Origin of the sequence: Caldicellulosiruptor diazotrophicus (genome assembly GCF_017347585.1) — a bacterium.
GTDB classification, from domain to species: Bacteria; Bacillota; Thermoanaerobacteria; order Caldicellulosiruptorales; family Caldicellulosiruptoraceae; genus Caldicellulosiruptor; species Caldicellulosiruptor diazotrophicus.
Window position 1 is genome coordinate 2,447,225 of record NZ_AP024480.1, and the last position, 12,120, is coordinate 2,459,344.

13 protein-coding genes and 1 pseudogene are annotated in these 12,120 nt (G+C 31.3%); 10 read left to right on the plus strand and 4 right to left on the minus strand.

Translation table 11 applies throughout. The features are described from left to right. The first annotated feature begins 52 nt into the window (after positions 1-52). The 9 genes from CaldiYA01_RS11450 (at position 53) to CaldiYA01_RS11490 (ending at position 9,781) form a co-directional block, all read left to right on the plus strand. Positions 53-1,018: an ABC transporter ATP-binding protein gene (locus CaldiYA01_RS11450; RefSeq protein WP_207179866.1), complete on the plus strand. Its 966-nt coding sequence runs from the start codon at positions 53-55 to the stop codon at positions 1,016-1,018. Beyond that, the gene (locus tag CaldiYA01_RS11455; protein ID WP_207179868.1) at positions 1,002-2,147 is read left to right on the plus strand and encodes an ABC transporter permease; all 1,146 of its coding nucleotides are present in this window, start codon (positions 1,002-1,004) and stop codon (positions 2,145-2,147) included. Before CaldiYA01_RS11450 ends, CaldiYA01_RS11455 begins: the two co-directional genes overlap by 17 nt. Next, the gene (locus CaldiYA01_RS11460) at positions 2,129-3,241 is read left to right on the plus strand and encodes an ABC transporter permease (RefSeq protein ID WP_207179870.1); all 1,113 of its coding nucleotides are present in this window, start codon (positions 2,129-2,131) and stop codon (positions 3,239-3,241) included. Before CaldiYA01_RS11455 ends, CaldiYA01_RS11460 begins: the two co-directional genes overlap by 19 nt. Positions 3,242-3,339: 98 nt before the next feature. Beyond that, a complete protein-coding gene (locus CaldiYA01_RS11465; RefSeq protein ID WP_207179872.1) occupies positions 3,340-4,440 on the plus strand; it encodes a sensor histidine kinase in 1,101 nt (366 codons plus the stop codon). 6 nt (positions 4,441-4,446) lie between these two features. Continuing rightward, entirely contained in the window at positions 4,447-5,082 is a 636-nt protein-coding gene (locus CaldiYA01_RS11470) for a response regulator transcription factor (protein WP_207179874.1), read from the plus strand. A gap of 130 nt (positions 5,083-5,212) precedes the next feature. Next, complete coding sequence (locus tag CaldiYA01_RS11475; protein ID WP_127352685.1) at positions 5,213-5,884, plus strand: response regulator transcription factor; 672 nt, start codon at positions 5,213-5,215, stop codon at positions 5,882-5,884. An 11-nt stretch (positions 5,885-5,895) separates the two neighbouring features. After that, positions 5,896-6,906 (plus strand): sensor histidine kinase, encoded by a 1,011-nt coding sequence (locus CaldiYA01_RS11480; protein WP_207179875.1) that lies wholly within the window; start codon positions 5,896-5,898, stop codon positions 6,904-6,906. A gap of 138 nt (positions 6,907-7,044) precedes the next feature. Next, positions 7,045-7,818, plus strand: coding sequence for an ABC transporter ATP-binding protein (locus CaldiYA01_RS11485; protein ID WP_207179877.1), 774 nt, complete (start codon positions 7,045-7,047; stop codon positions 7,816-7,818). Then, positions 7,811-9,781: an FtsX-like permease family protein gene (locus CaldiYA01_RS11490; protein WP_207179879.1), complete on the plus strand. Its 1,971-nt coding sequence runs from the start codon at positions 7,811-7,813 to the stop codon at positions 9,779-9,781. The genes CaldiYA01_RS11485 and CaldiYA01_RS11490 overlap by 8 nt, the downstream gene beginning before the upstream one ends. A gap of 279 nt (positions 9,782-10,060) precedes the next feature. Here CaldiYA01_RS11490 and CaldiYA01_RS12475 read toward each other — a convergent pair. The 3 genes and pseudogenes from CaldiYA01_RS12475 to CaldiYA01_RS11500 all read right to left on the minus strand — a co-directional run. After that, positions 10,061-10,300, minus strand: a pseudogene (locus CaldiYA01_RS12475) (helix-turn-helix domain-containing protein); the annotation flags it as partial. A 70-nt stretch (positions 10,301-10,370) separates the two neighbouring features. Next, positions 10,371-10,541: a hypothetical protein gene (locus CaldiYA01_RS11495; RefSeq protein ID WP_207179881.1), complete on the minus strand. Its 171-nt coding sequence runs from the start codon at positions 10,539-10,541 to the stop codon at positions 10,371-10,373. Between the two features lie 5 nt (positions 10,542-10,546). Next, the gene (locus tag CaldiYA01_RS11500; protein ID WP_207179882.1) at positions 10,547-11,023 is read right to left on the minus strand and encodes a type II toxin-antitoxin system VapC family toxin; all 477 of its coding nucleotides are present in this window, start codon (positions 11,021-11,023) and stop codon (positions 10,547-10,549) included. A 177-nt stretch (positions 11,024-11,200) separates the two neighbouring features. Between CaldiYA01_RS11500 and CaldiYA01_RS11505 the strand changes: the two genes are divergently transcribed. Then, entirely contained in the window at positions 11,201-11,836 is a 636-nt protein-coding gene (locus CaldiYA01_RS11505) for a response regulator transcription factor (protein WP_207179884.1), read from the plus strand. Between the two features lie 95 nt (positions 11,837-11,931). Here CaldiYA01_RS11505 and CaldiYA01_RS11510 read toward each other — a convergent pair whose 3' ends face one another. Next, positions 11,932-12,078: a hypothetical protein gene (locus CaldiYA01_RS11510; RefSeq protein WP_207179886.1), complete on the minus strand. Its 147-nt coding sequence runs from the start codon at positions 12,076-12,078 to the stop codon at positions 11,932-11,934. Positions 12,079-12,120: the final 42 nt, after the last annotated feature.

A 12,120-nucleotide genomic window follows, 5' to 3' on the forward strand; every position in this document is an offset into this window, starting at 1 on the left:
TTCTAATATTGTAATTGAAGTTAACTAAAATTTGAGAAGGTGATGAAAAGCTATGATTGCGCTTGAGGTCAAAAACCTTGTAAAAAGATATGCAAATGTTTTGGCTCTTGACAATCTGTCACTAACTGTCAAAGAAGGTGAAATTTTTGGGCTTTTGGGTCCAAATGGTGCAGGAAAAACTACTTTTATAAACTGTATTCTGGGACTTACTAACATAGACAGAGGTGAAATAAATATATTTGAAAAGCCTCTAAATAAAGCTTTGAAAGAGTTAAAGTCACAAATTGGAATTGTTCCACAGGAAATCGCACTTTATAGTAACTTAACTGTGTATGAGAATTTAAGCTTTTTCGGGTCACTCTATAATCTCTCTGGAAAGGTACTGAAAGAGAGAATAGAGTTTGCTTTAGAGTTTGTTCAAATGCATGATAGTATAAAAAAACAGGTAAAAAATCTTTCTGGCGGGATGAAACGAAGAATAAACATTGCAGCAGCGCTTATAAACAACCCTAAACTTCTTATAATGGATGAACCTACTGTTGGAATTGATATATACTCAAGAAAACTAATTTTAGAATCTGTTCAAAAACTTTCTCAAAGTGGGATTACAATAATATACACTACTCACTACATCGAAGAGGTTGATAGAATCTGCACATCTGTTGCTTTTATAAATAAAGGAACTGTTATTGAATATGGTCCAAAAGACTATCTTTTGAAAAAACTATCTGAAAAGAACATTATTGAAATAAAACTCAACAAGGCTACTGAAAGACTTTTGGAAAAATTAAAAAAAATTGATGACATTGAAAATGCAGTCCTTACTAAAAATCTTCTCACTTTGACAGTTGAAAAATCAAAAAATCCTATCAAAGAAATTGTGCAGATTTTATCTGAAGATGGTTGCGAAATACTTTCAATCACTTACGAAAAACCAACAATGGAAAAACTGTATTTTGCTGTGATGGGTTATACCATAGACGAAAAAGGAGAGATTGTTCATGAGAGCAGCATTTAAAGCCTTTCTTTATACATTAAAAGAAAACGTAATGAGCATTCCACTTATTTCTATAATGCTCATCTTTCCAATTGTCTTGATATTCATTCTTGGTAATGCACTTTCTGGATACTTTAAACAGGCTAATATCCCAAAGATGGATATAATTATTGTTGAAGATAATTTTAAACCAAGTATTTATGATACTATTTTAAGATATGATAAAACATTTGTAAAAGTATTCCATGCAGAAGTTTTTGCTTCTAAGTCAGTTGCTTTGAAAAAGTTTTCATCTTCTAATAAATACGTTGCTGTTGTAATGTTTAAAAAGCGTCAAAGGAATAATCATTCAAATTATAGCCCTTTTGGAAATTTTGATATTGAAATTACCTCAAAAGCAGGTTCACAAGAAGCTGAATTTGTCAAAGTGTATTTTAATATTTTTGCAAACTACTACAAATTTATAAAAAGTATTTATTCGCCTTCTGACATACCAAAATCGATAAATTTTGAATCTGCATTTTCGGGTCACTTCCCAAGAGCTCTTGATTACTATGCAGTTACAATGGTTGTCATGATGGCGCTTTATGGAAGTTTTGGTGGAATTGCTGTTATTGAAGAAGAAAGGCGGCAAAATACCTTGCTAAGACTTTTTGCATCACCAAAAAGTCCATATGATATATTCATTGCAAAGGCGCTTGCTCAAATGGTATTTTTGTATGCTCAGCTTTGTCTTATTGTTATATTTTCGAAATACATTTACCACGCAAACTGGGGTAATAACTTAATACTTGTATTTATACTTTTGCTTGTATACAGCATATTTGCAATACTTTTTGGAGTTTTTGTCGCTCTTGTTGTTAAAAACTATATGATTTCAAATGTAATTGTGAGCTCAGCCGCTATCGTATTTACATTTTTGGCAGGAGGATATATGCGAGTTGACTTAGGAAACGGGTTCTTGGGCACGTTGAGAGAGTTTTTGCCAAATTATGCTGTACAATCAGCTTTCTTTAGTATAATTTACAATCCTGCAGATACAAGATATTCTAAAAATGCTTTGCTATATCTTATTTTCATTTGTTTATGTATTTTCATTATTTGCGCACTTTTGATAAGGAAGGTGAAATCATGGCAGTTTTCAGGATAAATATAAAAAGGTTGCTGAAAGACAGATTCAATCTATTTTTGATGATAGTACTTCCATCGGTTGCAGTAGCTCTTTCGACATTTTTCGCAACAAATGTTGATACACTTTACAAGATTGGAATTATAACTGACAAAAATAAGACAAGTATAGTAGAAGTTATAGATAATCAGCTAAGGAAATGCTTTGATGTAAAAATCTTTGACCCTCAAAAGTCTATTGTAAGTCAGATGGTTCAGAGCGGTGTTGACTGCGTTATTGTGTTAAATAATAAGACAATTGATGATATTATAAATGGAAAAAGAACAAATATCAAAATATACACTTTTGGTAAGGCTGAGACACATATGGTTTTAAAAGAATATATAAATAGCATTTTTAAGGTTCTTATTTCACAAAATAACATAAATAAATCAAAATATTTAGAAACTTCTAAGTATATTTTTGAACACTCACCTTTGGTATTCAGCGAACAATTTAAGCATGAGTCAAAAGCACTTTCTGTTTCATTTGCTTCGGGACTTTTTGTAATGTCTCTTTTTTGGCTTGCTTTAAATGCTTCAAACATTATACTAAAAGATTATCAAGAAAGAGTTATTATAAGGATTCTTTGTTCACCAGTTTCACCACAAAGTTATATCTTACAATCAATATTGAGCATATTTTCAGTTACATTTTTACAGCTACTATTTTTTGTTGTGTTATGCAAGTATTTTCTCAACCTTTCATTTGGCGTAAATATTCTGGTCATATTAATAGTTCTTTCTATTTGTAGCTTTATGTTTGTTTCATTTGCAGTGATGTTCATAAGCATAGTAAATGATATAAAAAAACTTGCAACTTTAAACTCTATGGTTGTAACAATTATGTGCATGATTGGTGGCTGCTACTGGCCGCTTAGCATTATGCCAATGTTTTTGCAAAAATTAGCTCTTATTTTTCCAACAACATATGCAACAAATCTTACAAAAAATATGCTAATAGGCAAGCCCCTTGAAAACATGCTAATTGATATATTGATAGTAATAACATTTTGTATACTTTTTGTTCTTGTTGGCATAAATCGGCTTTCCAAAAATGTAATTTTAAAGATGTAATTAAATAAATGTTATATTTTCTTGCATTAATATTTCAAAATACGATATAAAATATGATAAAATGTTTGTAAGAAAACAGTTAAATGAGATGAAATGCTATGTTACCACTAATTGTAACTATATATGCCTTCTTTAGCCTATATATCAATCTAAAAATTTCAAAAGTTATAATTTTGTTTTTGCTTGTATTTTTGATATTAGATGTTGCAAAAACTGAATATTTGAAATCAAGATTTTATGTTTTCACAATATCTTTTGTTCAGCTAATTTTAATTGTAATTTCCATCAAACTTTTTGGATGGGAATTTTCATTTTTGATTCCCTGCTCATTGATCACATTCTGGGATTATAAAAGCAAACTTGTACCAATGCTAATAGCTTTTTTATTATTGATATTTACGTTCTTTATGCCTGCAAATTTTGCAAAAGATTATTTCCTAATCTGTATATTTGCTCTTTACTCAAAATCAACCTACCAAATACTTCAAGAAAACAAACAAAAGTATATTCAGAACATAGATAATCTAAGACTCCTAAATCTTCAACTGAGCAGACTCAAATCAGAACTTTTACAATCCCAGCAAACAATACAAAAGCTTTCTGAAAAAAATCAGCAGATGAAACTTGTAGCTTCTTTGCATGATACAGTGGGGCACAATTTAGCAGCAGTCAATATCCAGCTAAATGCTCTAAAGACATTTCTTGAGAAAAAAGGTCTTTTAGAAGATGAACAAATAAATAAGATACTTTCATCATGTTTAAACCAAACTCAAGTTTCATATAAGAACCTCAGAAACTTTGTATATTCGCACAAAAATTCTTTTGAGTCTAAAACAAGGTATATAGAAAAGGTGATAGAAGAGTTTAACTTTTGCAAATTAAATTTAAAGTGCAGCGGTGACATTGAGAATATACCATCGTACATATTCGAAAACTTAATGGCAATTTTAAAAGAAGCTCTTGTAAACGTTTCTAAACACTCAAATGCAACTGTTGTTACTGTATATTTAGAAGCAAAACCAATGTATGTTCGCTTGTATATACATGACAACGGTACAAAAAAAGGAGAAATCAAAGACGGTATTGGACTTATGAGCATAAAATTAAGGTCGAAAGCAATGAATGCCACCGTTAATATTGACAACCATTTTGGATTTTCTATAGTTGTGTTTGTTCCATTAAAGTGTAAGGGGGAATAAATTTCTGTGGTAAAACCAAAGGTGTTGATTGTTGACGATGATAAATCTGTTTTAGATGGTCTTAAAATCATACTTGAACTTGAAAACTTTGATGTGGTTGGGCTTTGCACAAATGCAAAAGATGCAATAGACGTAGTAATGCAAAAAAATCCAGACATTGTTCTTATGGATATTAGAATGCCTGTTATGGATGGGATTGATGGAACTTTTAATATAAAAACCAAATTTCCAAATGTCAAAGTGATAATATTAACAACATTTTGTGAAGAGGATTACATAGAAAAGAGCCTGAGTTTTGGCGCAGATGGGTACATCCTTAAAAGCTCTGATGCAAAGCATATTGTAAATTCCATTTTGTCTGTGCTTGATGGTAAGGTTGTTATAGACAAAGAAATTGCTTTATACATTTCAGATGTATTGAAAAGGACTAGTAAACAGCTACTTGAAAAAACACAAAACCTTACTGAAAGAGAGCTTCAAATTGCAAAGCTCATATCGCAAGGATACTCAAATAAGGAAATTGCAGCCATGCTTTTCATCTCTGAAGGTACAGTAAGAAACTACATAACATCCATTCTTCAAAAGTTAAATCTTAAAAACAGAACACAAATTGCAGTATACTATCTAACCAAATTTTCTTAATCTCAAAAGTGTTAGACATAGGCATTTGTTAATCAATTGTTACTCAAAAGCATGCTTGAATAAATGGTTATAAAAAAATATAATCTGTCTGTACCCTGTTTATGTAGACCTTTTGTCGGAGTGATTTTTAATGTATAAGATAATGATTATTGAAGACGATATATCTATTGCTGAAACTATAAAAAACCACCTGTCCAAATGGGATTTCGACGCACTTTATGTTACAGATTTTAAAAATATCATTGAGTGCTTTATTCAATTTGAGCCACATCTCGTGTTAATTGATATAATATTGCCTTTTTACAACGGGTTTTACTGGTGTAACGAAATACGCAAAATATCAAAAGTTCCTATTATGTTTATATCTTCTGCAAGCGATAATATGAATATCATAATGGCTATCAATATGGGTGGAGATGATTTTATTGAAAAACCTTTTGATTTGAACGTCCTTACAGCAAAAGTCCATGCCCTGATAAGGAGAACTTACTCATTTGTCTCAAATATAAACCTTATTGAGCACAAGGGAGTTATTTTAAATCTCAATAATACCACTCTAATTCATCAAAATAAAAAAATTGAGTTAACAAAAAATGAATACAAAATTTTGCAATTGCTTATGGAAAATGCCGGAAGAGTGGTATCCCGTGAAGAAATTATGCAACACCTTTGGCAAAGTGATAGCTTTATTGACGATAATACTCTTACAGTAAATATAACAAGGCTTCGCAAAAAGTTAGCTGAGTTAGGTCTCGAAAATTTTATCAAAACCAAAAAAGGCATTGGATATATTATAGAATGAGGGGAAAAAATATGAAGGATTACATAAACATTATAGGGGCATATTTAAAACGGAATATGTTGCTTATCATTTATCTGTTGGTTTCAAGCTGTATATTTTTTTCTATTTCATTCCTTTATTCTCTTCCTTTAGAACCCACAGTTTATAGCTTAGTACTAACATATATTTTTGCATTTATCATTGGAATTACTGACTTTTTCTCATTTTATAAACAACATATAACACTTGAAAAACTAAAACGAAACATTACGATTGCGGATTTTTCTTTTTCAATTGCAAAGGATTTGATTGAAAAAGATTATCAAGAACTAATTAAAATCATTAATGAAAGCAAAATTGAAATTTTAACTAATAATGAGAAAGTCTATAGAGATATGATTGATTATTACACAGCATGGGCACATCAAATTAAAACACCCATAGCTGCTATAAAGCTGGTTTTACAAGCAGAACAATCAAAAATTAGCAGTGAACTTTTAGAACAACTATTCAAGGTAGAGCAGTATGTTGAAATGGTTCTTCAATATCTTCGTATGGAAAATATGAGCAATGACTTACTACTAAAGAAATATTCACTTGACCATATTGTAAAACAAGCGCTGCGAAAATACTCTCTAATTTTTATACGAAAAAAGATAAAACTCAATTACAAAGAATTAAACTGCCATGTGTTAACTGACGAAAAATGGCTAACATTTGTTATTGAACAAATACTTTCAAATGCGCTTAAATATACAAACCCCGGTGGTCAAATCTCTATTTATATGGAAAACAATTTGCCAAATACATTGGTTATTGAAGATACAGGCATAGGTATTGCAAAAGAGGATTTGCCCCGTGTTTTTGAAAAAGGCTTTACAGGGTATAACGGTCGCCTGGAGAAAAAATCTACAGGTATTGGACTTTACCTTTGCAAGCGGATTTTATATAAACTATCACACAAAATTATAATCGAATCAGAAGTTGGAAAGGGCACAAAAGTAAAAATCAATTTTGATACTGTTGATATAGCACCAGATTAGTTTATCTAATTAAAACCTTACTAAAATGTAAGATTGAGAAGAGAAAATGTAAGCCAAAAATAAGGCAAGCATTTTCTCTTTTTTGTTATAATGGACAAGAATAAAAAAGTCAATTTTGCACTCGGAGGGAAGTAAAATATGACACATGTTCTTTTAGAAGTGAATAGTTTAAAGAAAATCTACACAACAAGATTTGGTGGAAATCCTGTTCAGGCACTTGCAAGTGTATCTTTTTCAGTAGAGCAAGGAGAATATATAGCTATTATGGGCGAATCAGGTTCAGGTAAAACAACACTGTTAAACATCATTGCAGGTTTTGATAAACCTACAAGCGGTAAAGTATTACTAAATGGCAGAGAAATTACGTCAATGAATGAAAAAGAAATCTCAGCCTTCAGACGAAATAACATAGGCTTTGTGTTTCAAGATTACAATCTTCTTGACACATTTTCTATACAAGACAACATCCTGTTACCTCTTGTATTAGCAGGAAGACCATATACAGAAATGTATGAGAGGTTAAAACCTGTTGCTGAAAAACTTAGAATTTCTGATATTCTCTCAAAATATCCTTATGAGGTCTCAGGCGGACAAAAACAAAGAGCTGCAATTGCCCGTGCACTTATTACAAAACCCCAGCTTATTCTTGCCGATGAACCAACTGGTGCTCTTGACTCACATTCATCCGAAGAATTATTAAGACTATTTGCCGAGATAAATAATGAAGGTCAAACAATTCTTGTAGTCACACACAGCATAAAAGTTGCAAGCTATGCAAAAAGAGTTTTGTTTATAAAAGATGGAGAGATTTTTCATCAAATTTATAAAGGTTCAATGTCAAATGATGAAATGTATCAGAAAATCTCCGATACGCTTACCATGATTGCAACAGGAGGTATCCGGAATGCTTAAATCTTTTTATATAAAATTTGCAGCCAACAACATAAAAAGAAATACCCAAGCATATATCCCATATATTTTGACCTGTATTGGAGCAGTTATGATGTTTTACAACATGTGTTTTTTGGCTAATACAGAAGATATCGGACATTTGAGCGATAGCCAAGCGCTGAGGAGTATTTTGCGATTTGGAGCAGGAGTAATTGGTATTTTTTCTGTTATATTTATTTTTTATGTAAACAGCTTTTTGATAAAGAGGCGTAAAAAAGAATTGGGACTTTTCAATATTTTTGGAATGGAAAAAAGACATATAGCAAGGATTATGTTTTTTGAAACGGTAATCATAGGACTGATATGTATTGCATCTGGTATTTTATCAGGAATAATTTTAAGCAAACTTATGACACTTCTACTTTTTAAAATTGTAAGTTTTAAAGTTGTGTTTGGTTTTGAAATATCACCGTCACCCATTTTGGTCACAACTCTTTTATTCAGCGGAATTTTTATATTAAACCTTATATATAACATCTTCTCGGTACATCTATCAAAACCCATTGAATTATTAAAAGCAAGCAATGTAGGAGAAAAAGAACCAAAAACAAAATGGCTTTTAACCATCATTGGTATAGTTTGCCTTGGGATTGGATATTACATTGCACTTACAACTGAAAAGCCTTTAGCAGCGATGAACATCTTTTTTGTTGCAGTTATCTTAGTAATGATAGCGACATATTGTTTGTTTACCGCTGGAAGCATAGCATTTTTAAAGACTCTTCGGAAAAACAAAAACTATTACTATAAACCTCATCATTTTATATGGATTTCTAACATGATATACAGGATGAAACAAAATGCAGTTGGACTTGCAAACATATGTATACTTTCAACAGCAGTAATTGTTGTACTTTCAACCACAATTTCCCTGTATATTGGAGTTGAGGATATTTTAAAAACTCGCTATCCACAAGAAATAATTATTACATCGGACAATATTAACTTAGAAAATGTAAAAAAAGTTGATAATACGATAATGCAGCAATTGAAAAAATTTAATATAGTTTCTAAAAACATGGTTAAATATAAATATTTGGAGCTTGCTTTGATTCAAGATAAAACTCATTTCAGAATAAAAAAACAAAATTTTTTTGATAAGAACTCAGCCACTGCCTTTGTAGTGCCTCTTGAGGACTACAATAATATTGAAAAGAAAGTTATCAAATTATCTGATAATGAAGTTCTTCTGTATACTAGTAATGTTAATATCTCTGAGAACATTATCAATTTCAATGGTTTCAAACTCTCAATTAAAAAACGATTAACTTCAAACTCTCTAACTAATAGCCTTACACCAGCTATTAGTTGTTTTTGGATAATAGTCAAAGACATTGAAACAATGAAGAAAATCTTCTGTTCACTAAATAGCAATAAAAACGACATGGTACAATTTTCATATTATTATGGTTTTGATTTTGATGGTAACAATGATAATCTCATGGACATTTGCACAGCACTAAAAAATAGCTTAAATAAAATAGTAAATAATGCAACAATTGAAGTTCGTGAAATGGCAAGAGAAGGTTTTTACTCTATCTATGGCGGGTTATTATTCATTGGTTTGTTTCTTGGACTTTTGTTTATTATGGCAACAGTGCTTATAATTTATTATAAACAAATTGAAGAAGGCTTTGATGATAGGCATCGCTATGAAATTTTACAGAAAGTGGGTATGACGCATCAGGAGATTAAAAAGTCAATACAAAGCCAAATACTTGCAACCTTCTTTTTGCCTTTATTCTCAGCAATAGTTCACATAGCGTTTGCTTTTAAAATAATAGTTAAAATGTTACAGGTATTCAACCTTACAAATATACCTTTGTATGCTCTTTGCACATCTGCTGTTATACTTGTGTTTGCTATATTTTATACTGGCGTGTATGCCCTTACAGCAAAAACCTATTACAAAATTGTAAGTTAGTTTATTTAATACTTTTTGTTGCCTTTTGCAGCAAAGAATAGATATTTTAAAGACTGCAGAGGGTTTTTCTATTTTGTGTAAGTATTGCCTAACTTAAAACTTTAATATTGTATATTATTTATGTCCTGAAATATTTAAATTGCTGAGGATAAAAAATTTTTAAAGCAAGTATGACACAAACCCTTGTATTTGTAGTTGTGGGAATTGGCATTAGTACTTTTCTTCACGGCTACATTCCAACAGGTGTACTTGCAAAAATTGCTGGCAAGAACAATCCCTTTACTGTGGTATTTGTAACTTTACTTGGAATACTCCTTTTTTTCTAAATTCTAAAGCATCATGTCTTAGTGTTTGTGAAACACCCTTGCAAAGGTTGAACATGAGTAAAAGACTACCTTAAGAGCTATCTCAGTAGTCACCGGCTTGTCAGTTGAAAGAAGCACGCTGCATGCGTGCTGAAACCTCTTCTCAATCAAAAATGTGAAAGTTGCTCCCAACAAGCTTTTTAAAAAGCTGGCTTTATAAAAAACAAAAAAGCCACAGATAGTTTGCAGAAAAAATTATCTGTGGCTTGCCTGTTATGAAATTATTAAATAATTTCCTTCTTTCTTTTCTTTTTCAGTTCCTCTAATTCTCTCTCTACTTTTTTTGCCGTTTCTTCAAAATATCTAATAAATTCTTCTGGGGTCATGCCTTTTGTTTCTTCGTAGATCTCCTCCTGTATCCTGTGCAGTTCTTTCATCGCACTTGTTTCAAACATATTTGTCACTCCTCTTCCTCTAATATCATAAGTGGGGACACCAGTTGAATTTCTCTATAACCCATAAGTTTGTTTATTGCGTTTACGCCTTGAATTGTCCTATATCTAACTATATGCTTAAAATTCCATGATACCAAAATATCACATTCGTTAATGCTTGCAACTGCAATATGGACTGCGTCGTCGAAATACTTTGACGGAATTATACATTCATTTACATACTTCTGCGCAAGTTCCAAAACTTGTTGGTTAATCTCAATTCTCGTGAATTCTATCTGGGACATATACTCTAATAGCCTGCTTCTTTTTGGTTCCTTGCACTTATTTAATTCAGTTATTACTGCACTTGAAATGTATACATTGTATTTTCCTTGTTTAAGCTCATCCCAAAATTTTTTTGTTATCTGCATATACTCAGGATTATCCTGCTGGTCTAAGTGACTTATAACTGAGGTGTCAATGTATACTCGTAGTCTCCTCAATGCTACAAACTTTCTCCTTTCTTACACTAACACCTCTTCCCCGCCTCTGATTTAATTATACCACAAGCCGGCGTATTCTAGAATATATCTTCATTATTATAAAAAATTTTAGTAAAATAAAAGCATTGGTAGAAAACATTCAAGCATTTGAACTTTGAAGGCAAAGGGAAGACTACTTTGAAAAAACCTAAGGTTTTAATTGTTGATGATAACCCTGCCGTTTTGGACGGTCTTAAAATCATCCTTGAGCTTGAAAATTTTGATGTTGTAAGCCTTTACACCAATGCAAAAGAGGCAATAGAGTTTCTCAATATGTGGCATGTTGATGTTGTTCTTATGGATATTAGAATGCCTGTTATGGATGGTATTGAGGGAACTTTTAATATAAAAACCAAATTTCCAAATGTCAAAGTGATAATATTAACAACATTTTGTGAAGAAGATTACATAGAAAAGAGCTTGAGTTTTGGCGCAGATGGGTACATCCTTAAAAGCTCTGATGCAAAGCATATTGTAAATTCCATTTTGTCTGTGCTTGATGGTAAGGTTGTTATAGACAAAGAAATTGCTTTATACGTTTCAGATGTATTGAAAAGGACTAGTAAGCAGCTGCTTGAAAAAACACAAAACCTTACTGAAAGAGAGCTTGAAATTGCAAAGCTCATATCACAAGGATACTCAAATAAGGAAATTGCAGCCATGCTTTTCATCTCTGAAGGTACAGTAAGAAACTACATAACATCCATTCTTCAAAAGTTAAATCTTAAAAACAGAACACAAATTGCAGTATACTATCTAACCAAATTTTCTTAATCTTACTTTTTGTGTTTGCCGGAGTAAAGATGTTATCCAAAAATGTACTTCGAAGGTGTTAATTAAAGTTTTTCTTGTGATAATATTTTAATTCATTAATGTAATATATCGTAAATTAGTCTGCCAACAAATTCTCCAATTCTAAAGGTTAAAAGAGAAAATAATCCAAAACCAATAAAAATCAGCGATACCCTAATTATAGGTGGGAATTTCTCCAATTTTGTAATCATCTGTTTTAGCATTTACCAAACCTCCAGTTCTATATCGGAGATGATTAATGGCAT

What these genes read in the sequence shown, in the direction of transcription:
- CaldiYA01_RS11485 (WP_207179877.1), top strand. Translation starts at nt 7,045, where the DNA reads ATGACACATGTTCTTTTAGAAGTGAATAGTTTAAAGAAAATCTACACA.
- CaldiYA01_RS11450 (WP_207179866.1), top strand. Translation starts at nt 53, where the DNA reads ATGATTGCGCTTGAGGTCAAAAACCTTGTAAAAAGATATGCAAATGTT.
- CaldiYA01_RS11490 (WP_207179879.1), top strand. Translation starts at nt 7,811, where the DNA reads ATGCTTAAATCTTTTTATATAAAATTTGCAGCCAACAACATAAAAAGA.
- CaldiYA01_RS11475 (WP_127352685.1), top strand. Translation starts at nt 5,213, where the DNA reads ATGTATAAGATAATGATTATTGAAGACGATATATCTATTGCTGAAACT.
- CaldiYA01_RS11455 (WP_207179868.1), top strand. Translation starts at nt 1,002, where the DNA reads ATGAGAGCAGCATTTAAAGCCTTTCTTTATACATTAAAAGAAAACGTA.
- CaldiYA01_RS11465 (WP_207179872.1), top strand. Translation starts at nt 3,340, where the DNA reads ATGTTACCACTAATTGTAACTATATATGCCTTCTTTAGCCTATATATC.
- CaldiYA01_RS11495 (WP_207179881.1), bottom strand. Translation starts at nt 10,541, where the DNA reads ATGTTTGAAACAAGTGCGATGAAAGAACTGCACAGGATACAGGAGGAG.
- CaldiYA01_RS11460 (WP_207179870.1), top strand. Translation starts at nt 2,129, where the DNA reads ATGGCAGTTTTCAGGATAAATATAAAAAGGTTGCTGAAAGACAGATTC.
- CaldiYA01_RS11510 (WP_207179886.1), bottom strand. Translation starts at nt 12,078, where the DNA reads ATGCTAAAACAGATGATTACAAAATTGGAGAAATTCCCACCTATAATT.
- CaldiYA01_RS11480 (WP_207179875.1), top strand. Translation starts at nt 5,896, where the DNA reads ATGAAGGATTACATAAACATTATAGGGGCATATTTAAAACGGAATATG.